The sequence below is a fragment of the Geomonas sp. Red32 genome, assembly GCF_023652955.1.
In the GTDB taxonomy this organism is placed as follows: Bacteria; Desulfobacterota; Desulfuromonadia; order Geobacterales; family Geobacteraceae; genus Geomonas.
In genome coordinates, this window is record NZ_JAKLOY010000001.1 from 1,096,953 (window position 1) to 1,117,236 (window position 20,284).

19 protein-coding genes, 3 tRNA genes and 1 pseudogene are annotated in these 20,284 nt (G+C 63.7%); 14 read left to right on the plus strand and 9 right to left on the minus strand.

Features of this window, described 5'->3' with window-relative positions; genetic code table 11:
* Positions 1-4: 4 nt before the first annotated feature.
* The 8 genes from L4X63_RS04740 to L4X63_RS04775 all read right to left on the minus strand — a co-directional run bounded on the left by L4X63_RS04740 (position 5) and on the right by L4X63_RS04775 (position 9,603).
* A complete protein-coding gene (locus L4X63_RS04740; RefSeq protein WP_250677438.1) occupies positions 5-283 on the minus strand; it encodes a hypothetical protein in 279 nt (92 codons plus the stop codon).
* Positions 280-498, minus strand: a complete 219-nt coding sequence (ccoS, locus tag L4X63_RS04745) for a cbb3-type cytochrome oxidase assembly protein CcoS (RefSeq protein ID WP_250677439.1) — start codon at positions 496-498, stop codon at positions 280-282. Before ccoS ends, L4X63_RS04740 begins: the two co-directional genes overlap by 4 nt.
* A 91-nt stretch (positions 499-589) precedes the next feature.
* On the minus strand, positions 590-1,612 hold the full coding sequence (locus L4X63_RS04750) for a cbb3-type cytochrome c oxidase subunit II (protein WP_250677440.1): 1,023 nt from the start codon (positions 1,610-1,612) through the stop codon (positions 590-592).
* On the minus strand, positions 1,609-3,000 hold the full coding sequence (locus L4X63_RS04755) for a cbb3-type cytochrome c oxidase subunit I (RefSeq protein WP_250677441.1): 1,392 nt from the start codon (positions 2,998-3,000) through the stop codon (positions 1,609-1,611). Before L4X63_RS04755 ends, L4X63_RS04750 begins: the two co-directional genes overlap by 4 nt.
* Positions 3,001-3,139: 139 nt before the next feature.
* Complete coding sequence (locus tag L4X63_RS04760; RefSeq protein WP_250677442.1) at positions 3,140-3,694, minus strand: cytochrome c3 family protein; 555 nt, start codon at positions 3,692-3,694, stop codon at positions 3,140-3,142.
* Complete coding sequence (locus L4X63_RS04765; protein ID WP_250677443.1) at positions 3,691-4,779, minus strand: hypothetical protein; 1,089 nt, start codon at positions 4,777-4,779, stop codon at positions 3,691-3,693. Before L4X63_RS04765 ends, L4X63_RS04760 begins: the two co-directional genes overlap by 4 nt.
* Entirely contained in the window at positions 4,766-6,640 is a 1,875-nt protein-coding gene (locus L4X63_RS04770; RefSeq protein ID WP_250677444.1) for a quinol:electron acceptor oxidoreductase subunit ActD, read from the minus strand. The genes L4X63_RS04765 and L4X63_RS04770 overlap by 14 nt, the downstream gene beginning before the upstream one ends.
* 62 nt (positions 6,641-6,702) lie before the next feature.
* Entirely contained in the window at positions 6,703-9,603 is a 2,901-nt protein-coding gene (locus L4X63_RS04775; RefSeq protein WP_250677445.1) for a 4Fe-4S dicluster domain-containing protein, read from the minus strand.
* A gap of 383 nt (positions 9,604-9,986) precedes the next feature.
* Here L4X63_RS04775 and L4X63_RS24015 point away from each other — a divergent pair.
* The 8 genes and pseudogenes from L4X63_RS24015 to L4X63_RS04815 form a co-directional block, all read left to right on the plus strand.
* A pseudogene (locus L4X63_RS24015) lies at positions 9,987-10,283 on the plus strand (thiamine pyrophosphate-binding protein); the annotation flags it as partial.
* Positions 10,284-10,375: 92 nt separating this feature from the next.
* Positions 10,376-11,785: a thiamine pyrophosphate-requiring protein gene (locus L4X63_RS04785; protein WP_250677446.1), complete on the plus strand. Its 1,410-nt coding sequence runs from the start codon at positions 10,376-10,378 to the stop codon at positions 11,783-11,785.
* Between the two features lie 236 nt (positions 11,786-12,021).
* Positions 12,022-12,435: an enolase-like domain-containing protein gene (locus L4X63_RS04790; protein ID WP_250677447.1), complete on the plus strand. Its 414-nt coding sequence runs from the start codon at positions 12,022-12,024 to the stop codon at positions 12,433-12,435.
* On the plus strand, positions 12,342-12,764 hold the full coding sequence (locus L4X63_RS04795) for an enolase C-terminal domain-like protein (protein ID WP_350339170.1): 423 nt from the start codon (positions 12,342-12,344) through the stop codon (positions 12,762-12,764). Before L4X63_RS04790 ends, L4X63_RS04795 begins: the two co-directional genes overlap by 94 nt.
* Before the next feature lie 273 nt (positions 12,765-13,037).
* Complete coding sequence (locus L4X63_RS04800; protein WP_250677449.1) at positions 13,038-13,694, plus strand: YceH family protein; 657 nt, start codon at positions 13,038-13,040, stop codon at positions 13,692-13,694.
* A 43-nt stretch (positions 13,695-13,737) separates the two neighbouring features.
* Positions 13,738-14,040, plus strand: a complete 303-nt coding sequence (locus tag L4X63_RS04805) for a DUF2288 domain-containing protein (protein WP_250677450.1) — start codon at positions 13,738-13,740, stop codon at positions 14,038-14,040.
* An 11-nt stretch (positions 14,041-14,051) separates the two neighbouring features.
* On the plus strand, positions 14,052-14,777 hold the full coding sequence (locus L4X63_RS04810) for a DUF1847 domain-containing protein (protein ID WP_250677451.1): 726 nt from the start codon (positions 14,052-14,054) through the stop codon (positions 14,775-14,777).
* 445 nt (positions 14,778-15,222) lie between these two features.
* Positions 15,223-16,041, plus strand: coding sequence for a flagellin N-terminal helical domain-containing protein (locus L4X63_RS04815; protein WP_250677452.1), 819 nt, complete (start codon positions 15,223-15,225; stop codon positions 16,039-16,041).
* Positions 16,042-16,294: 253 nt separating this feature from the next.
* Here L4X63_RS04815 and thpR read toward each other — a convergent pair whose 3' ends face one another.
* On the minus strand, positions 16,295-16,834 hold the full coding sequence (gene thpR / locus L4X63_RS04820) for an RNA 2',3'-cyclic phosphodiesterase (RefSeq protein ID WP_250677453.1): 540 nt from the start codon (positions 16,832-16,834) through the stop codon (positions 16,295-16,297).
* Positions 16,835-17,013: 179 nt separating this feature from the next.
* On the opposite strand from thpR, the gene serS reads away from it, so the two are divergent.
* From serS to L4X63_RS04850, 6 genes are all read left to right on the plus strand, one after another.
* On the plus strand, positions 17,014-18,282 hold the full coding sequence (serS, locus tag L4X63_RS04825) for a serine--tRNA ligase (protein WP_250677454.1): 1,269 nt from the start codon (positions 17,014-17,016) through the stop codon (positions 18,280-18,282).
* 6 nt (positions 18,283-18,288) lie between these two features.
* Positions 18,289-18,374 (plus strand) — tRNA-Ser (locus L4X63_RS04830).
* Positions 18,375-18,413: 39 nt separating this feature from the next.
* Positions 18,414-18,507 (plus strand) — tRNA-Ser (locus tag L4X63_RS04835).
* A 43-nt stretch (positions 18,508-18,550) separates the two neighbouring features.
* Complete coding sequence (locus L4X63_RS04840; protein ID WP_250677455.1) at positions 18,551-19,024, plus strand: DUF2155 domain-containing protein; 474 nt, start codon at positions 18,551-18,553, stop codon at positions 19,022-19,024.
* Positions 19,025-19,032: 8 nt separating this feature from the next.
* Positions 19,033-19,109: transfer RNA gene (locus L4X63_RS04845), tRNA-Arg, on the plus strand.
* Between the two features lie 298 nt (positions 19,110-19,407).
* Entirely contained in the window at positions 19,408-20,220 is an 813-nt protein-coding gene (locus L4X63_RS04850) for a ParB/RepB/Spo0J family partition protein (RefSeq protein WP_250677456.1), read from the plus strand.
* Positions 20,221-20,284 lie beyond the last annotated feature (64 nt).

Genomic DNA, 20,284 nt, shown 5'->3' on the forward strand with positions numbered 1-20,284 from the left:
GGCCTCACCAGTTAGGCGGATTAGCGCTCTTGGACGCGATGGTGGCGACGGTGAAGATGGCGCATCCGATTACGATCAAGATCAGCACCCAGGGGACGAAGCTCAGCAGCCACCGGAAGAAGTTGGGCGGCCCGGTGACCTCGACCTCCTCCGCCTTCTTCTCCACGCCGCGCGGGTGCCACATGGCCTGGTAGATGAGGCAGAAGAGGAGCACCAGCGCGATTCCGGCCAGCACGGTCGCCACGATCCACTGGTTCTGCTGGACGTAGATGTACAGCATCATGGCTGCGGCCTCCCGCTTTTGGGGGCCAGCGCCCCCTGCTCGTCAAGTTCCTTCGGGATCCCGCTTTCTAGCGGGAGGTACCGGGCCCGGTCCTGGTCCTCGAATTGACCGGAACGGATCGCCCAGAGGAAAAAGGCCCACAATCCCCCACACATGAGGAGAAAGAAGAGGGCCCACATCACCAGAAAGGTCGTTCCCTCGAACGGGCTTTGCATCGCGTTTCTCCTTTCGCAGGCCAACCAACGGTGGACCATGTGGACCCGGTGGACCTGGTGGACCAGGCTAGCTGTTTTACCTCCCTCCCCTTCAAGGGGAGGGGCGGGGTGAGGATGGGGGGGGACTGGCCCCGGGCGGCAGCGCCGGCGGCTTGTAGGGGTTCGTCCATTGTTCCTCGTAGGAGGCGTCGATCCCGCGCGGCTCGATGTTGGCATCGGTGTAGCCGACGAAATAGACCCCGAGGTAGTTGGCCAGGTCCCAGATCTTCTCGGACTCCAGGTGCTTCTTGAAGTACGGCATGCCGGTGCCGGTGATGCCGTTCATGATCTGGTAATAGAAGATCCCGCCGATGTACCGGTTCTCAACGAGGTGCCGCCTGAGGATGGTGAAGTTGAGCGGCGGCGGGAAGACGTCCTTGGCGGCCGGTCCCTTACCGTCCCCGATCGGGCCGTGGCAGTTGATGCAGAAGTCCTGGTAGATCCGCTTCCCCCGCTGCAGGACGGCCTGGGTGGCGGGGTAGGGGTTAGGCATCCTGCGCCAGACTTCGGGAACCTGGCTGTGGATCCACTCGACGTTGCGGTCTGGGCCGGAGTTGTACGCCGCCACCGCCGCCGCCTTCCACCGCTTTTGCCGCTCCACCCGGCGGTCGGCTGCTTTCCCCCCCAGCGCCTGCACGTAGGCAGTCAACTGCCGGATATCCTTCTCCCCCAGGAATTCCCAGGAGGGCATCAGTGAGACCGGGCTCGTGTAGCGGGGGTTCTTGAAGTGCGACAGGTGCCAGTCGTCCGGGTGCTCGCCCCCTTCCTGCGAGAGGTCGGGGCCGGTCCGCTCGCTCCCGAGGATGGCCGGTTCCACCCCGACGTAGTCGCCGCTTTGGGCGATCCTTTCGGCGCCGATATCCCAGTCGCTGTTCCTGATGAAGAGGGAGTGGCAGTAGCTGCAGCCGTTGGCGACGTACAGGCGGTGGCCGGCCTCCTCCTCGGCGGTGAGGGGGCGCCAGATCTCGGAGGGGGTCTCCTTCATGGTCATGGAGGGGATCCCTACGATGATGAAGGTGGAGGCCCAGAAGACCATGAGCGCGCCGATGATGAGCAGGGCCGGGGTCATCTTCATGCCGCTTCCTCCGCCCGTTGCAGCTCCTCGGCCGAAAGCTCTTCGCCGCGCCACAGGGTCATCGCCAGGTTGTAGAGGCCGACCAGGGCTCCGGTCAGGATGAAGATGCCGAGTGCCGCCCGGCAGATGAAGTAGGGGGCGAGCTCGGGAAGCACCCGGTAGACGGTTTCGCCGTTATGCCAGGCGCCCCCCTGGATGAGGCCGGCGATGGTGAGGACCACGAAGAAACCGGTCAGGCCGACGGTGATCAGCCCGAACTGCAGGCTCACCAGCTTTTCGCTGTAGAGGCTCTTCCCGGTGACGAGCGGGATCACGTGCCACATGGTGCCGAGCGCGATGTAGCCGCCGAAGCCGAGCATGGCGATGTGGGCGTGCCCGATCGTCCAGTTGTTGAAGTGGGTCACCCGCTGCATGAAGGGAAGCGACTGCAAAGGCCCTTGCACGCAGGTGACGATGTACCAGACGATCCCTCCCATCACGAGCCTCGCCGCCGGATCGCTCCAGACCCTTCCCCCGAAGAAGCGGGCGGTGAGCCAGAGGTTCAAGACCACGATGGAGACCGGGACGATCATGGCCACCGAATCGACCACCGAAACCGTCTTCAGCCAGTTAGGGATCGGCGACTGGAGAACGTGGTGCCCCCCGATGTGGGTGTAGAGCGCCACCAGGAACCAGAATCCCGCCAGCGAAAGGGTGTGGGAGTTGAGGGGGGCGCGGGCGGCGCGGGGGATGACGAAGTAGGCGGCGCCGGTCGCGAGCGGGGTGATCAAGAGCCCGGGCAGGTTGTGCCCCCAGAACCAGAGGAAGAGGGAATCGATCAGCCCCGGCATCGCCCCGGTGGAGGGGTGCCACATCACGTTCCCCAGGGGATAGTTGCAGGCGGTCCAGAGGAGGGCGGCGACTAGGTACCAGACCGAGACGTAGAGCTGCTTCTCGCGCCGGTGGGCGATGGTCATCACCACATCGACGATCAGGCAGAGCACGGCGAACACCAGCGACACGTCGGCCCAGAAGACGTACTCGCTGTATTCGCGCCCCTGGGTGTAGCCGAACGAGAAGCAAAGCGGGCCGCTCGCGATGGTGATGTTCCAGAAGAGGAAGCCCGCCCAGGCGAGCGGCTCCGACCAGAGGCGGGTCCGCAAGAGGGCGGGAACGTAGTAGAGGCCGGCGCCGATCAGCATGGTCCCGGTGAATCCGTAGAGCATGGTGTTGACGTGGATGGGACGCTCGCGCCCGAAGACCAGCGCCGGGATGTTGGAGAAGAATTCGGGGGAGACGAAGTGGATGGCCGAGACCATGCCGTAGAGGGCACCGACCACGAACCAGGCGGCACCGGCCAACATGAAGGCCAGCGAGGCTCCCTGGGGTTTTTGGATGAACTTGATCATGTCGGTCCTTTCACCGCTCTCGGTTTCGTGTTCCCCATCCCCTTGAGGGAGGGGGGTAGGGGGTGGGGTAAGCATCCACGGAGTGCCGAAGCCAGCCTCCCCCCCACCCTGACCCTCCCCCTCAGGGGGGAAGGGAATTTCACCTATGACAGGCGAAGCAGTCGTGGGTCACGTGGTGGTCGCGGTGGCACTGGATGCAGAATCCCATCTGGAACTTCTTCGCCTTAACCACCCGGTCCATCCGGGAGACTTCGCCATGGCACCAGCTGCAGTCGAAGCCGCGCTGGATGTGCATGGAATGGTTGAAGTAAACGAACTCGGGGAGCCAGTTGACCCGTTCCCAGACCACCGGGATGTTGTGATCGTAGTGGTAGCGGAGCTTCCTGATGAACGGGTGCTCGACGATGATCCGCGAGTGGCAGAGCAGGCAGGTCTGCAACGGGGGGATCCCCGCCCGTGAGGAGGTGGTCACCCCGGTGTGGCACATCAGGCAGCTAAGCCGCTTGTAGGTGACGTGAACCCGGTGGCTGAAGGGGATCGGCTGGTGCGCCCCGAGGCCTGCCGGGTAGAGGGTGCCCAGGTCGACCAGGGCCGCCACCACCGCCAATACGGCGATCGCCACCGCGGCCAGGTCCGCCCAAAGCGGTCGGCTCCGCTTCCTCGCTTGCCTGTCTTCGGCGCGGTCGCGCTTCATGGCCGTCCCTCTTCCCCCTCGCCGGCCATCGGCCGTTGGGGGAGGTAGCGGTGGAACATCTCCATCCCGAGCCCCAGGATCCCGATGTTGGCGGCGGCCAGGGAGAGCTCGCTCAGGCCGAAGTCCAGCCTCACCTGGAAGGTCGGCGCCACCAGCCACCACCTTTCGATCCACATCCCCACCAGCACGAGGAGGCAGATCCCTCCCAGCGACCAGCGCGTCCGCTTGGACTTGATGGTCAAAAGGAGCACCAGGGGACCGAAGTAGACCAGACCGACCAGCAGGTAGCTCACCCCCCGCCACGACTCGTTGTGCATGCGCGGCACGAGGAAGCGGATCTCCCGCGGGAGGTTCTCGTACCAGAACGGGAGGAGGTGGGCGTACATGAGGTAGGTGCTCATGAGGCTGAAGGCGACCACCAGCTTGCCGATGTCCTGCAGCTGGTCGGGCTCCGCCTGGGAGCCGAGGGTGGCCAGAAGCCCCCAGCAGGCGATGGCGATGTACAGCCCGGACATGAAGAAGTAGCCGCCGGCCAGGTTGCTGTGCCAGTGAGGGTCGAGCGCCATGACCAGGTCGAAGCCCAGAAGGGAGAAGCAGAGGGCGTAGACCAGCACGAGCACCGGCCCCGAGATCCGCGAGCGGCCGTGGCGGCGCTGGTGGAGATAGAGGGCGGCGGTTCCCCAGAAGATGAGCAGCGCCGTGAAGTCCCGGGCGAAGAGAAAGGAGTTGTCCAGCCAGCGCCCCTGGGCGAACTGGCGCTGGTACCAGGGAGCCCAGGCCGAGCTCCCGATCCAGAGGATGACCAGCACGGCCAGCGACGGCACGGCATAGCCGATACCCGCCGCCGGGAGGCGGTCGATTCCCAGGTGCCAGCGGCCGTTGCAGCTCTCCACCACCGCCGGCCAGACCACCAGCCCCCCCGAAAGGGAGGTGAAGAAGAGGAAGTTGATGAGCAGCGAGCGCCAGGCCCGCTCCGGCTCGGCGCCGTTTACCAGCAGCGCCCAGACCGCGCACCCTCCCACCGCCAGGAGGAGCCAGAGGACGACCCGGCCCGAGGCCGGAAGCGGGGGATTACTGGTGGACATGGATCTCCTCCGGTAGCGCCGGGATCAACAGCTCCTTGAGCCTCGGCACCTGGTCGGCCCGGCAGGTGACCAGCAGGCCGAAACGGTCGCGGCTGAAGCGGTCGTCGTAGTAGGGGGCGGTCTTCAGCCGGTAGAGACGGGAGTAAAAGATGAGGGCGGCCAGGTTGAAGAGGCTCCCGAGCAGGATGGTCCCCTCGAAGCCGACTACGCAGAAGGGGATCCTGGCCAGGGGAGGTTTTCCCCCCACGATGAGCGCGTTGACGAGGGCGGTCCCCCCCGCCAGCCAGAAGCCGCCCAAAAGGCCGCAGATGGCGCCTGCCAGGGTGATCATCCGGACCGGGCTCTTCGGCGGGTTGAGGAGCTTCTTGAGCTCAGCGATCTTGACCGGCGAAAAGGTTTCCATTACCTCGAAACCGGCCTCGCAGCTTCTCTCCACCGCCTCCAGCAGCCGCCGGGGGCTGCGGAAAACGGCCAGCACGCAGGGAGAAAGGGGATCGATCGCCTGGTGGACCGCGGTCCGGCACTCTCCGGCAGGCTCGAGCTCCTCCTCGGCGACCTTCTCCTTGAGATCGCTCAGGGGGACGGTCGGGAGGAGCTTGCTGAACCCGAAGAACCAGAAGAAGAAAAAGCCGAACGAGCCCAGGGTGATGCTGATCTCCACCCAGGTCGGGAGGTAGCTTCCCCAGTTGTGGGGGAGGAAGTCGTGGGCGAGCGAGGTGAAGATGATCATCAAGCGCTCGAACCACATCCCGAGGTTGATGAAGAGGGAGATGACGAAGAGGAGAACGATGCTGGTCCGGACCTTCTTGAAGACGAAAAGGAGCGGGATGAGGACGTTGCATACCACGCAGAGCCAGTAGATCCAGGCGGCGGGGCCGAAGAGCCGCCATTTATAGAACTGCCACTCGATCAGGTCCCCCGAGTACCAGGCGATGAACCCTTCGGCGACGTAGGCGTACCCGACGATGGAGCCGGTCAGGATGATGGTCTTGGCCACCGCCTCGAAGTGCTGGATCTTGATGAGCCTCTCCAGGTGGAGGAGCTTTCTCATCGGGATGACCAAGGTGAGCACCATGGCGAGGCCGGAGTGGATGGCGCCTGCCACGAAGTAGGGGGGGAAGATGGCGCTATGCCACCCCGGAAGGAGGCTCATGGCGAAGTCCCAGGAGACGACCGAGTGGACCGAGACCACGAGCGGGGTGGCCAGGGCGGCGAAGAAGAGGTAGGAGCGCTCGTAGTGGTGCCATTGCGAGCCGGTCCCGGACCAGCCGAGACTCATGGCGCGGTAGAGCTTGGTCCGGAAGGCGTCGGGGCCGTGATGCTCGAGGTAGCGGTCGCGGGCGGCGGCCAGGTCGGGGATGAGCCCCACGAGCCAGAAAATGAGGCTGACCGTGAAGTAGGTGCCGACCGCGCAGACGTCCCAGACGAGAGGGCTCACGAAGTTCGGCCAGATCTGGCGCTGGGAGGGGTAGGGGATGATGTAGTAGAAGGCCCACAGGCGCCCGAGGTGGATGAGCGGGAAGAGGCCGGCGGTCATGACCGCGAAGATGGTCATCGCCTCCGCCGAACGGGAGACGGCGTTACGCCAGTCGGCGCGCAGGAGGTAGAGGATGGCCGAGATCAGGGTTCCCGAGTGGGCGATCCCGACCCAGAAGACGAAGTTGGTGATGTAGACGGCCCAGCCGACCGGACGGTTGAGGCCGGTGACCCCCATTCCGAACTGGATCTGGTACAGCCAGCAGAGCGCCCCCCACCCGATCACCGCGGCCAGGAAGGCGATCGCGAAGAAGTAGGGTACCCCCGGCTTGCGCATCGCCTGGAGGACGTCGTCGTTTATCTCACCGTATCCGAGGTCCGCCACTGTAGTCTCCTAGTTGGAATCATCCAGCTACGCGTTCCCCCCTTTGCGAAGGGGGAAACGCATTACCCGTCGATATCTACTCTTCTCAGGAAGGTCACCGCCGGCTTGGTGTTGAGCTCTTCCAGCACGTGGTAGCGGCGCGGGTCGGTGCGGGTGAGCCGCGACACCTCGGAGTTTGGATCGAGGAGGTCGCCGAAGGTGTAGACCCGGGCCGGGCAGGACTGGGCGCAGGCCGGCTGGATCTCTCCGTCGCGGACTGCCCGCTTCTCCCGCACCGCCCGGTACTCCGCCTGCCGGATCCGCTGCACGCAGAAGGTACATTTCTCCATCACCCCGCGTGTCCTGACTGTCACCTCCGGGTTCAACTGGAGGTCGAGCGGTTTGTGCCATTTGATGTTGATCCAGTTGAAGCGCCTGACCTTGTACGGGCAGTTGTTCGAGCAGTAGCGGGTCCCGATGCAGCGGTTGTAGATCTGGGCGTTCAGCCCCTCCTCGTTGTGCATGGCGGCGAACACCGGGCAGACCGGCTCGCAGGGGGCGGCGTCGCAGTGCTGGCACAAAAGCGGCAGCCAGCCGAGGCGGAGCGGGCTCCCCGGTTTCCGGTAGGGGGGGACGCGCAGCCAGGCCATCTCGCGGCCGTTCCCCACCTTTTCCCGGCCGATGACGGCGATGTTGTTCTCCGCGTAGCAGGCCACCGCGCAGGCCCCGCACCCGATGCAGCGCTGCAGATCGACCACCATTGCCCAACGGTGCTTGGTGTACTCGCGCTTCGGGTACATATCCTTGTCGTTGCGGTATCCCTCGGGGAGCGGCAGGATCAGCTCGTCCCCCTGCCCGGGCGCCATCTCCGACAGCCGGGAGAGGGGGATCCACTGGGCGATCTCGCGGCCGATCTGGCTCTTGGCGGGAGCGGTCCTGACTAGGAAATCCTCGCCGCAGGGACCGGCCCGGCGGATCCGGCAGCGCCCGAACGGCGACGCCCCCGCCGCTCCCGGCAGGAGCTGGAAGGGGTTGGCGCCGATCCCGGCCGCGTTCCGCCCGAGGGCGGCGTGCCCCTGCCCGAAGGCGATCCCCGCCATCCCGTCCGAGATCTCCTGGGTGATCCGGACCGGCGCCTGCAGGGTCCCGAAGCTGGTGGTGAGCTCGGCGAGATCTCCCGACCTGATCCCGAGCGACCTGGCCCTCAAGGGATGGAGATCGATCCAGTTCCCCCAGACGATGAAGGTGGTCGGGTCGGGGGCCTCCTGCAGCCAGCCGCGGTTGGCCGTGCGGCCGTCGAAGAGCATGATGGACGGCCACGCCCAGAGTTCCACCGTGTCCGACTGTGCCGGAGGGGTGACCGGAGGGGCGAAGGTGAGCGAGCCGATCCCCGGCGAGGCCGGCAGGGTGGCCCCGGTGGCCGGGCTCTTCCAAACGCCGCCGTTTCTGAGCGCGGTGGTCCAGAAGGATTCCTCTCCCACGCCGCTCCTCACCCCACTCCAGCGCCTTCTCAGCCATTCCTCGAAACCGGCCGGCGCCGCCCCCGTTCCGCGGGTGAGCGCTCTTCCTCCCCGGCGGGCAAGGTCGAGGAATATGTCACCTGGCATCCGGGTATCGTAGAGCCTTCCCATGGCCGGCTGCATGATCCCCTCGATGCCGGCCGACGGCGAGTAATCTCCCCACGACTCCAGCGGGTAATCGATCGGAAGGACCCACTGCGCGAGCTTGGCCGTCTCGTCCATCATGGCGCCGAGATAGACGACGGTCCCGACCCGCTCGAGCTGGGCGATGACGCCGGGACGGGTGAAGACCGGGTTGCAATCGTGGATGAAGAGGACGTCCTGCGGGCCGAGCGAGGCGAGAAGCGAGGCAACTTCCGCCTCGGTCGCGGTGCTGCTCAGAGCGTGAGGATGGGCGAAATCGACGGCACCGGTCCCGGCCGCGTAATTGAGAAGCCCCGCGCAGAGGGCGGTGTCGACGGCGGTGGCGCCGGTGGCGCCCACCGGCCCCGCCAGCACCACGGGAGAGCGGGCGGAGGTGAAGGCCCGGGTAAGCTCCTCGAGGGCGTGCGGGGAGACCGAGGTCACCGGCCCCTCGGCCGCCAGGAGCGCGTCGATCTGCCGCTGGACCGGCGCGAGGTCGTTCTTGTGCCATCCCTTCTCGACGATGATCTTGAGCATGGCGGCCGCCAGCACGCGCTCGTGCCCGGCGGGGACCTGGATGAAGGTGTCGGCGTTGGCGGCGGTCATCGAAAGCCGGGGGCCAATATAGGCGAAGCGGTTCATGTTCCTGCCGCCCCGGTAGGCATGCATGGCTGCGAACTGGGAGGCAAAGGAGACCGGCGAGACCCAGGTCTCCAGGAAATCCGCCGACAGGCTCAGGATGAAGTTGCTGGTTTCCAGCCGGTAATCCGGGATGACGGCTCTTCCGAAGAGTTTCTGGTGGGCTACGCGGAGCGCCTCGTAATTGAACGGCTCGTAGAAGAGGAGCCGGTTTCCCCCGAAGGCCCCGGCGAATCCCTTCATCACCTCGGCCAGCGCTCCGGTCTGCAGATTGGACAGGACGGCCGCCCTTCCCCCACCCTTGAGCGATCCGGCAACCGCCTCCAGCGCCTCTTCCCACGTGGCCTCGCGTTCCCGCTCCCCCTTCACCCGCCGCACCACCCGCGTCAGTCGGTCGGGATCGTAGAGCCCCTGCAGCGACGACTGCCCCCGGGCGCAGAGCCCCCCCCGGTTGACCGGGTGGCTGGGATTTCCTTCCGCCTTGGTCACCCGGCCGTCACGATGCCACAGGTGCATGCCGCACCCCGCGGGACACTCCCGGCAGGTGGTGGCGAAGAGCGCCCACTCTCCGGGGCGGATGTCTTCCGGCGGAATGACCTGGGGGATCAGCTTGTTGACGAGCTTCCTCGGTGGATTGGATGCGAGCGCGAAGCCGGTTCCGCTGGCCAGCCACAGGAAGGTGCGTCGGGACATCGTCGACATCGTGGTACCTCGTGGCCGTCCGGGCGCGCCGCCTGACGGAGCCCGGGCAAAAGGCCGGAGCGTGCGCAATCCTCCCTGCCCCGGATGGGCGAGGGGAACAAGCGTCCCGGGTACACAAAGGGGAGCGCTCGGAGTGGCACAGTGATGAGGGGGAAAGAGGATGAAAATTTATTAATGTATTAACAGGAGCAACCTCATTGTCAAGGGAGGCCTCCGGTGGTGGTATCCGGAAACGCCGGGTAGCCGCGGCGCCGCGCCCCGCGCCGTTTCGGCTAACTCGGGCGGCCACGGGCGGCCACGGGGCCGGGCGCGGTTGACAAATGGGAGCCGATCCCTAGACTTGCTAATAAATTAAAAAGTTCAAATTTAATATAGGGGGTCCCATGGCGACGACGAGCGACTACTTGGTGCAGAGGCTTTACGATTGGGGGGTGCGGAAGGTCTATGGCTATCCGGGGGACGGGATCAACGGCGTCATGGGAGCGCTCAACCGGGAGAAGGAAAAGGTCACCTTCATCCAGGCCCGGCACGAGGAAGAGGCGGCCTTCATGGCCTGCGCCCACGCCAAGTTCACCGGAGAGGTCGGCATCTGCATCTCCACCTCGGGGCCGGGCGCCATTCACCTTTTGAACGGGCTCTACGACGCCAAGCTCGATCACCAGCCGGTGGTGGCCATCGTCGGGCAGCAGGCGACCGCTGCCTTGGGGGCGGACTACCAGCAGGAAGTCGACCTGATCTCGCTCTTCAAGGACGTCGCCCAAATTACGTGCACATGGCGACCAATCCATCCCAGATCCGCACCCTGGTGGACCGCGCCATCAGGATCGCCCTGGCGGAGAAGACCGTCACCTGCATCATCCTCCCCAACGACGTCCAGGAGCTCGACGCCGTCACCTCCCCGGACCGCAAGCATGGCACCACCTTCACCGGCCTGGGCTTCACCCGTCCCGACATCGTCCCCGCCCGCGACGACTTGAAGCGTGCGGCGGATGTCCTCAACGCCGGCAGAAAGGTCGCCATGCTGGTAGGGGCAGGCGCACTCGGGGCCTCCGAGGAGATCGCGGTGGTCGCCGACATGCTCGGGGCCGGGGTGGCCAAGGCACTCCTCGGCAAGGCTGCCATCTCCGACGACCTCCCTTATGTCACCGGTTCGATCGGGCTATTGGGGACCAAGCCGAGCTACGAGATGATGATGGAGTGCGACACCCTGCTGATGGTCGGGAGCGGTTTCCCCTATTCCGAATTCCTCCCGAAGGAGGGGCAGGCGCGCGGGGTGCAGATCGACATCAGTCCCCGCATGCTCGGCCTTCGCTACCCGATGGAGGTGAACCTCCAGGGGGATGCGGTGCTGACCCTGCGGGCGCTGGTTCCCCTTCTGCAGAGAAAGGGCGACCGCCACTGGCGGGAGGGGATCGAGAAGAACGTCAAGGAATGGTGGGAGATCATGCAGGCCCGCGCCCTTCTCCCGGCCAACCCCATCAACCCGCAAAGGCTCTTCTGGGAGCTCTCGCCGCGGCTTCCCGAAAACTGCATCCTCACCTGCGACTCCGGCTCGTCCGCCAACTGGTACGCGCGAGACCTGAAGGTGCGCCCCGGGATGAAGGCCTCCCTCTCCGGCGGTCTCGCTACCATGTGCCCGGGGATCCCCTACGCCATCGCGGCCAAAATGAACTATCCCGACCGGACCGTGATCGCCATGGTGGGGGACGGGGCCATGCAGATGCAGGGGATCAACAACCTGGTCACCATCTCCAAGAACTGGAAGAACTGGTCGAATCCCCGTCTCATCGTCCTGGTGCTGAACAACCGCGACCTGAACCAGGTGACCTGGGAGCAGCGGGTCATGAACGGCGACGCCAAGTTCAGCGGTTCGCAGGATGTCCCGCTCTTCCCTTACGCCCGCTATGCCGAGATGCTCGGCCTGGAGGGGATCGAGCTCAGCGCACCGGACCAGGTGGCGGCAGCCTGGACGGTGGCCCTCTCGGCGGACCGGCCGGTGGTTATCGACGCCCACTGCGATCCGGACGTCCCGCCGCTCCCGCCCCACATCACCTTCGAGCAGGCGAAGGGGTTCCTCTCCTCGCTCATGAAGGGCGATCCCAACCTGGGCGGCATCGTCAGTCAGTCCGCCAAGCAGATGATGTCCACCCTGCTGACCAGGAGTGAGAAGAAAGAGAAATAAGCGCCGCTATCGCCGCCGCTTCCCACACCCTCCTCGCCCCTCCCCGCCAGGGAGGGGCGTCCCGATTAACATTGCGAGCGGTTGGCGTAGGTTCCCTCCCCGCTAGCGGAGGGGGCGTCCTACTAAGATTATGAGCGGCCAGCGTAAGGCTCCCTCCCCTTCAAGGGGAGGGGCAGGGTGAGGATGGAGTGAGTCCGTTGGTGTGGTGGCAGGGCTAAGAGCCGCAGGGGGAATCGATGGGAGCAGCCAGCATCGACCGTATCGAAGTGGAGAGCTACCGGATACCGACCGAGCGGCGGGAGTCCGACGGGACCTACGTCTGGGAGTCGACTACCCTCGTGGTGGTGCAGATGAGCGGCGGAGGCGCCGACGGGATCGGCTACAGCTATGCAGATGCATCCTCCGCCGCCCTTATCCGGGGAAAGCTCGCCGAGGTCTTGAGAGGGCGCAGCCCCTACGACATCCCGGCCTGCTGGAAGGCCATGGTCGGGTCGCTGAGAAACCTCGGCGAGGCGGGGATCGGGATGCTGGCGGTTTCCTGTCTCGACGTGGCCCTCTGGGACCTGAAGGCGAAGCTCCTGGAGGGTACGACGTCTCCTGGTTCGAAGAGCCGGTCGTCCATACCGATTTCGAGGGGCTTCGCCTCATGAGGGACCGGGCACCGGCGGGGATGGAAGTCTCGGCCGGGGAGTACGGCTTCAGCGTCGACTATTTCCGGAGCATGCTCCAGGCGGGAGCGGTCGACGTGCTGCAGGCGGACGCGACCAGGTGCGGAATCAGCGGTTTCCTCACCGCCGCGGCCCTGTGCGAGGCCTTCCACGTGCCGCTCTCCTCGCACTGCGCCCCGTCTCTGCACATCCCCCTCTGCTGTGCGGCCCCCACGGCCCGGCATCTCGAGTACTTCCACGACCATGTCCGCATCGAGCGGATGCTTTTCGACGGTGTCGTGGAGCCTGCCCACGGCGAGCTGGTGCCGTGAGACGCAACGATCACTCCTGCCGCAAATGCCGCATTTCGCACCTCAACGCGACCTACGTGCTCCCGCGGCGATTGACACGATCCCCCTCCCCTGGAGGGAGGGGGGCAGGGGGTGGGGGAAAGTTTGTTCCAGTATCCGCGTTAATCCGCTCAATCCGCGTCATCCGCGTTCCAAGGTTTTGTCCCTGTTTTCCCCATCCCCTAACCCCGCTTTTTCGTTGATCCTTCCCCCGGAATCAAGTACATTCCCGCCATCGCCAGGAAAGGAGGAAACATGGACGTCATCCTCAACGATATCGAGGTGCGGGTGCTCGGTTCCCTCATCGAGAAGGAGCTCACCACCCCGGAGTACTATCCCCTTTCTCTCAATGCGCTGGTCAACGCCTGCAACCAGAAATCCAACCGCGATCCGGTGATGAACCTGGACGAGAGCGAGGTCAGCAAAGCCCTCGATTCCCTGCGCTTCAAGCAGTTCGCACTGATTTCCGGGGCGGGGGGACGGGTCGCCAAGTTCCGCCACTCGCTGGTCGAGAAGTTCCGCTTCTCTCCGGCCGAGCTGGCCATCATCTGCGAGCTCCTGGTAAGGGGGCCCCAGACCGTTGGCGAGCTGAGGACCAGGTGCGAACGGATGCATGCCTTTGCCGACCTTTCCGGCGTCGAGGCGGTGCTGAACGACCTGATGGAGAGCACTCCCCCGCGGGTCATGAAGCTCCCGCGCCTGGCGGGCCGCAAGGAATCCCGTTACTGCCACCTCTTCTCCGGCGAGCCCGACCTGGCCGCCCTCGAGAGCGCCGCCGTGCGCGAGACTGGCGGCCGCAGTGGCGGGGATGAGGAGCGGGTGGCCAGGCTGGAAGGCGAGGTCGCCGGACTCCGCCAGGAGGTTTCCGCCCTCCGCCAGCTGTTGGAGGATTTCAGGAAGACCTTCGAGTAAAAATTCCCGGCCGCCGGGCCGGCCTTTCGGAGAACGTAAAAAAATGACGGTTACCAAAGAAGAACTGGCCACCAAGGTCGACCTCACCGACTGGTTTTCCCTCCGCGCCCACCTCGAGAGAGGAGGGGTCATCCTGGTCGACCCGATGCTCGATCTCGCCGAAGTCGGCGTCAAGATGGCCGAAGACGACGTGAAGACGCTGGAGCGCTGGGTCTCCAGCGGGATGGTAGGGAAGCCATCGGCGGAGCTGATCGGGCGCTGGGACGCGGAAAAGAAGAAGATGTTCCGCTGCGTGATCGTTTCGCCCTTCGTTTTGGTGCAGGAAGAGCAGCCCGGCCAGGGCTAGAGGGAGAGATTATGGAAAGCGAAACCATCGACACGGTCACCTGCTCCCGCTGCAGTGCGGTCTGGCAGAAGAACGGCACCACCAACTGCTGGAGCGGCGATCCCGAAACAGCCCCTCCCCGTCCCGGTAACTGCCCGGCCGGCACCTGCCCGGAGCTCATCCAGGATGCCGCCGGACAGATGAAAGGGGACGCGGAGGATGCCAAGCTCGCCTACGTGGCGGCCCGCGTGGAAGGGCTCTGCTACCAGCCCACCCCCGGCTCGGACGCCATCGTCGCCCGCTGGACCCGGGTCGAGGACACCATCGCCCTCGCCAAGCTGATGGGATACCAGAAGATCGGGATCGCCACCTGCATCGGCATGCTCGACGAGTGCGACCGGCTGGTCTCCATCCTCAAGGCCCAGGACCTCACCCCCTATAGCGTCTGCTGCAAGGCGGGAAGCCTCGACAAGAAGGAGTTCGGTCTCAAGGAGGAGGACAAGGTCCGCCCCGGTACCTTCGAGCCGGCCTGCAACCCCATCGCCCAGGCGGAGATCTGCAACTCCATCGGGACCGACATGAACATCATCCTCGGCCTCTGCGTCGGCCACGACATGCTCTTCAACAAGTACTCCAAGGCTCCGGTCACCACCCTGGTGGTCAAGGACCGGGTCACCGGCCACAACCCCATCGCCGTCCTCTACGGACAGAACTTCTATTACAAGAGGCTCCAGAAACAGAAGATGAAGGTGGAGTGAAACGCTACACCGGATCGGCGGGTGCAAGGGGGACAGGCAATTATGCCGGTCCCCCTTTTTATTTCGCCAGCTTCCGGCCCAGTTGCCCGTGACGGTATTTTGACTTTAAGGCGGAAGTAATCTCGTCTCGTTTTGATGAAAGCCGCGTGTCCGCCTGCTCGTTGTGAGCTTCATATTAGAAAAAAGGGAGGGTCCTGACTGAAAAGGGGAATTTTTTTTATCGGTGACGAAGAAAGATTGCTGGCGGCGCTAACTGTTAAAAGACGGCTGTTTATCGGCTGAAACTGCGGTGACGGGAGAGTAAACGGCGGGGTTGTCGAGGTGCGGGACGGGGCGGCGGTGCATTAAATTGGCACACATGCTGTATTAACGACTGCCTATCGGCCGCAGAAGGCACACCGGCTAGAACCGCCGGGACCAAAATCCAAGGAAGGAGAAAAGTAACATGACCGTCAGCGATATCTCTCTCACCGCAGGCATGAGGACCAACCTCATGAACCTCCAACAGACGAGCCAGCTTCTGAACAGAACGCAGCAGAGGCTCTCTTCCGGCAAGAACGTAAACAGCGCCCTCGATAACCCGACAAACTACTTCTCGGCGCAGAACGCAAACCAACGGGCCAGCGACCTTTCCGACCGCAAGGACGGGATGGGGCAAGCGGTCCAAACCGTTAATGCCGCCAACGCCGGCATTACCGCCATCACCGGTCTGATCAGTGCAGCCAAAGGTATCGCCCAGTCCGCCCTTTCCACCAGCGATACTAACGTCCAGTCCAAGCTCGCCTCTCAGTACGACACCATCCGCAGCCAGATCGACAACCTCTCCTCCGACTCTGGCTACAGTGGCCTCAACCTGCTGAGCTCCGTCAACACCCTGACGGTTAACTTCAACGAGAACGCCTCCTCCGCACTCAGCGTGGTCGGGTTCCAGGCGAACTCCACGGGGCTTAGCCTCAGCGGCGCCAGCAACAACTGGCAGACGACTTCCGACATCACCTCCGACACCGCGAAAATGGACAGTGCGGTCACCACGCTGCGCACCAACACCCAGACTCTGGCCGCCAACCTGAACATCATCACCACGCGCCAGAGCTTCACCGACTCGATGATCAACACCCTTCAGACCGGTGCGGACAACCTGACCCTGGCCGACATGAACCAGGAAGGTGCCAACATGCTCATGCTGCAGACTCGCCAGAGCCTCGGTACCACTTCCCTCTCCATGTCCTCTCAGGCCGCCCAGGCCGTCCTCAAGCTCTTCTAAGAACGACAGCCGATCCGGAGGGTCACCCCCTCCGGACCGGCTACTTCTGACCTCTCCTCCCGCACCCACCTCGCATAGCCCTACGTGACATTTTTTTGACCGCAATCGCGCGGCCTCTTTTCCTTCCTCGCCTCTCTGTCAATAATTCGTCACCGCGGAGGGGCTGGCACCGAAGCTGCCTGCCCCTGGCCGAAGAGCCGTTCCCCTTCGCTGTTGCCATTGCCGAAGCTGGTTGAAGGAAATGATGGCTTTGCTAGCTCCCGGCTGGGTACACCGCCTCCTGGGTATGGATGGCGCCCTGCCGGGTGAGGAGACTGGAATAGAGGATGAAGCGGTCGGCCTGGAAGGTGGGGCAGACGAGCTCGAGGTGCTCCTTCTCGAAGCGCTCCACTGCATTGGGTGGGGCGTCCCTGAGCCGGGCCAGGGTGATATGCGGCGAAAAGGGGCGATCCTCCGGCGGGATGCCGGCCCCGGCCAGCATCGCCTCGATGAAATGTTGCAGGGAAAGGAGCGGCGCGCTCTGCTCCATACCTACCCAGACCACGTGGGGGTGGCGCCCGGGAGGGAAGTGCCCCACCCCGCAAAGGGTAAGGGGGAAAGGGGCGAAGCTGACCTGCTTTAGCGCGAGGGCGATGGCGGCGAAGGTGTCGTCGTCCACGTCGCCGATGAAGCGCAAGGTGAGGTGGAGATGGTCCGCGGCCACCCACTTGGCCATCGGGAGCCCGCGCGGCAGAGCGGCGAGGATTTCTTTCACCTGGCCGGGGAGGTCGATGGCAACGAAGAGCCTGGTCATATTGTCCTCACAGAGAGGGATGCATGATGGCGCGAGCCCTCTCACTACTGGCCTGGCAAGTCATAGGGATGGGAAAAAAGTGTCAATACGGGAGGTTGTTGTCGAAAAAGCCCTTGACTAACCCCTGGTCGAATGCTAGACAGTATAGCTTTGGTAATCGCGAAGTAAAGGTAACCTCGATGCTCGACATCAAATACATACGCGAAAATCTGGAAACAGTCGAAGCCCGTCTCAAAACCCGCGGCGAAGGGGTAAGCCTCGCTCCCTTCCGCGAGCTTGACGGACGCCGCCGTGAACTGCTTCAGCAGAGCGAAAGCCTCAAGGCCATGCGCAACAAGGCCAGCGAGGAGATCGCCCGCCTGAAGGACAAGTCGCAGGCCGAAGAGCTGAAGACCAAGATGCGCGAGGTTTCCCAGCAGATCAAGGGGATCGACGAGGAACTGAAGGTCGTCGAAGAGGAGCTCCAGACGTTCCTCCTCACCGTTCCCAACACTCCGAACCCGGCCACCCCGGTGGGCAAGTCCGAGGCGGACAACCCGGTAGTGAGGACCTGGGGCGATCGCCCGAGCTTCTCCTTCCAGCCGAAACCGCACTGGGAGATCGGCGAAGAGCTCGGCATCCTCGACTTCGAGCGGGGCGCCAAGCTGACCGGCGCGCGCTTCACCCTTTACCGCGGCCTCGGCGCCCGGCTGGAAAGGGCTCTCATTAACTTCATGCTCGACCTCCACACCGGCGAGCACAATTATATTGAAATGCTCCCGCCCTTTATGGTAAATAGGGAGTCCATGACCGGTACGGGTCAGTTGCCGAAGTTTGAGGAAGATCTCTTCCACCTGGAAGGGGTCGATTTTTTTCTCATCCCTACCGCAGAAGTCCCCGTAACGAACATCCATCGCGGTGAAATCCTGAAAGGATCGGACCTCCCGATCAACTACGTCGCCTACACCCCCTGCTTCCGCAAGGAAGCCGGTTCCTACGGCAAGGATACGCGCGGGCTCATCAGGCAGCACCAGTTCAACAAGGTTGAGCTGGTCAAGTTTGCGGACCCGGCGACCTCCTACGACGAGCTCGAGAAACTGCTCGCCAACGCCGAAGAGGTGCTCAGAAGGCTCGGGATCTCCTACCGCGTGGTCGAGCTCTGCACCGGCGACATCGGCTTCTCGGCCGCCAAGACCTACGACATCGAGGTCTGGCTCCCCGGCCAGGAATGTTACCGCGAGATCTCGTCCTGCAGCTGTTTCGAGGATTTCCAGGCCCGCCGGGCCGGGATCCGATTCAGACCGGAAGAAAAGGCGAAACCGGAATTCGTCCACACCCTGAACGGGTCAGGACTCGCAGTCGGAAGAACCGTGGTGGCGGTGCTGGAGAACTACCAGCAGGCCGACGGTTCGGTGCTGATTCCCGAAGCGCTCAGGCCCTACATGGGCGGGGTGGAACGGATCGGCTAGGACTTTGGAGGAATGGCCGAGTGGTTGAAGGCGGCGGTCTTGAAAACCGTTGAACGAAAGTTCCGTGGGTTCGAATCCTACTTCCTCCGCCAATAGATGGTTTACAGGCAGCAAGCGGTAGCGGTTGATACGGAGAGATGGCCGAGTAGGTCGAAGGCGCTCGCCTGCTAAGCGAGTATACTGGGTAAACCGGTATCAAGGGTTCGAATCCCTTTCTCTCCGCCACTTATCGCTGAAGGCCATAGCAGTACCGGTAGTGGAGGTGTGAGTGACGCGATTGATGAAACTGCTGGTTTTGTCACTGCTCGCTCTGGCTGTAGCAGGTTGCAACGAAAAGGAAAGTAAACCGCCGCAAGTATCGCACCCGCAGCCGGTCAAAACCGCCTCAGTAGTTGTAGTACCCGACAGCGTCAAGGGAAAGTGGAAGGCGGTCAGGATCCAGGTCGCCGACAAGTTTGCCAAAAGGCAGCATGTCTACACGGTTCCTCTCGGGAGCGAGTTCAAGCTCCCCGGTTCCGACCTGACGCTTTTGGTGGCCAATTTCCTCCCCCACTTCGTCATGGAGGGGACCACCCTGACCTCGCAGTCGAACGAGCCGAAGAATCCGGCCGTTCAGCTGGTGATCAAGGAGAACGGGAAGGAAATTTTCCGGGGATGGCTCTTCAGCCTGTACCCGACCACCCACGCCTTTCAGCATCCGCAGTACGGTTTCACCCTGGTCGACTACATACCGGCCAGTTGATAAAAGTTGCGCCCGTAGCTCAGCTGGATAGAGCACAAGACTACGAATCTTGGGGCCGGGAGTTCGAATCTCTCCGGGCGCGCCATACAGAAGGAAAAGGGTTACGAGATCACTCGTGACCCTTTTCCTTTTTCGGCCTGACCGACCTCCTCTCCTTCTCTTCCAACCCGCCATCTGTTCCCGAGCCTCCCCTTTCTAATAATTCGAACGTTCGAAGAAATCTTGTAACATTCCAATATTGTTGCGGAAAACGGAATTTTTTTTGAAGGGCTGATTCGGTTGACAAGGGGCCGCGGCGAGATAAAGTTTACTGGTTTTGTGGTTAGTGAAACCTAATTTATATCCCGCGATAGGGTCCCGGCGTACGGGACAGGGAGGTGGCCATGGTGCAAGGAGTAAAGAAATATCAGAAAGGAAAGCTCTACCAGGTAAGCCCCGCAGAGCTGAGTCCCGACCCGGACCAGCCGCGCAAGTACTTCGACCCCACGGCGCTCGAGGAGTTGACGGAGTCGCTCCTGAAGCAGGGAGTACTGCAGCCGATCCTGGCCCGCAAGGTGCCGCCGGAGGGGAAACTGGTCGTCGTTTCGGGGGAGCGGCGCTACCAGGCGGCGGTGAAGGGGGGGCTATCGACGGTCCCGGTCATCGTGACGGACGGGGAACCGCTGGAGGTTTCCATCGTGGAGAACCTGCTGCGGGAAAATCTGACCGCCATCGAGGAGGCCGAGGCGATCGAGCGCCTGAAGAGCCGCAACGACTACCAAATCACCGATCTTGCCGCCATGCTCGGCAAGTCCCAGGCCAGCCTCTGTGAAATCCTCTCCCTCACCAAGCTTCCCGCCAGCGTGAAGGAAGATTGCCGCAACGAGCCCAAGACCCCACGGTACGTCCTCGTTCAGATCGCCAAGCAGCCGAGCAGCAAGAAGATGGAAAAACTCTACCAGAAATACAAGGAGAGAGGGCTGACGGTAGGGGCGCTCCGTTCGAGCGAGCGGGGGAAACTCGCCCCGGGCGCGACCGCCGTGGACATCGCCTTCATCACGGCCTTCCTGAAGAAGCTCGACGGCCTCGACGTGGCAAGGCTGGACCCGCAGCAGGTCGCCCAGTTGACCGAGCATCTCGGCAGGCTGCAGTCGGCGGCGCTGGCCAAGCTGGGAGCGGTCAGCTCGCTTCCCGCCGGGGGGACGATTTCCTCTTAGTGCTTTCAATTAGTTGCCGTGGCGCCGCCCTTGCCTTCCGGGGCCGGGGCGGTGTACCATGGAC

Coding starts and splice junctions, on each gene's coding strand:
- L4X63_RS04740 (WP_250677438.1), bottom strand. CDS start 283: ATGATGCTGTACATCTACGTCCAGCAGAACCAGTGGATCGTGGCGACC.
- ccoS (WP_250677439.1), bottom strand. CDS start 498: ATGCAAAGCCCGTTCGAGGGAACGACCTTTCTGGTGATGTGGGCCCTC.
- L4X63_RS04750 (WP_250677440.1), bottom strand. CDS start 1,612: ATGAAGATGACCCCGGCCCTGCTCATCATCGGCGCGCTCATGGTCTTC.
- L4X63_RS04755 (WP_250677441.1), bottom strand. CDS start 3,000: ATGATCAAGTTCATCCAAAAACCCCAGGGAGCCTCGCTGGCCTTCATG.
- L4X63_RS04760 (WP_250677442.1), bottom strand. CDS start 3,694: ATGAAGCGCGACCGCGCCGAAGACAGGCAAGCGAGGAAGCGGAGCCGA.
- L4X63_RS04765 (WP_250677443.1), bottom strand. CDS start 4,779: ATGTCCACCAGTAATCCCCCGCTTCCGGCCTCGGGCCGGGTCGTCCTC.
- L4X63_RS04775 (WP_250677445.1), bottom strand. CDS start 9,603: ATGTCGACGATGTCCCGACGCACCTTCCTGTGGCTGGCCAGCGGAACC.
- L4X63_RS04785 (WP_250677446.1), top strand. CDS start 10,376: ATGGCGACCAATCCATCCCAGATCCGCACCCTGGTGGACCGCGCCATC.
- L4X63_RS04790 (WP_250677447.1), top strand. CDS start 12,022: ATGGGAGCAGCCAGCATCGACCGTATCGAAGTGGAGAGCTACCGGATA.
- L4X63_RS04800 (WP_250677449.1), top strand. CDS start 13,038: ATGGACGTCATCCTCAACGATATCGAGGTGCGGGTGCTCGGTTCCCTC.
- L4X63_RS04805 (WP_250677450.1), top strand. CDS start 13,738: ATGACGGTTACCAAAGAAGAACTGGCCACCAAGGTCGACCTCACCGAC.
- L4X63_RS04810 (WP_250677451.1), top strand. CDS start 14,052: ATGGAAAGCGAAACCATCGACACGGTCACCTGCTCCCGCTGCAGTGCG.
- L4X63_RS04815 (WP_250677452.1), top strand. CDS start 15,223: ATGACCGTCAGCGATATCTCTCTCACCGCAGGCATGAGGACCAACCTC.
- thpR (WP_250677453.1), bottom strand. CDS start 16,834: ATGACCAGGCTCTTCGTTGCCATCGACCTCCCCGGCCAGGTGAAAGAA.
- serS (WP_250677454.1), top strand. CDS start 17,014: ATGCTCGACATCAAATACATACGCGAAAATCTGGAAACAGTCGAAGCC.
- L4X63_RS04850 (WP_250677456.1), top strand. CDS start 19,408: ATGGTGCAAGGAGTAAAGAAATATCAGAAAGGAAAGCTCTACCAGGTA.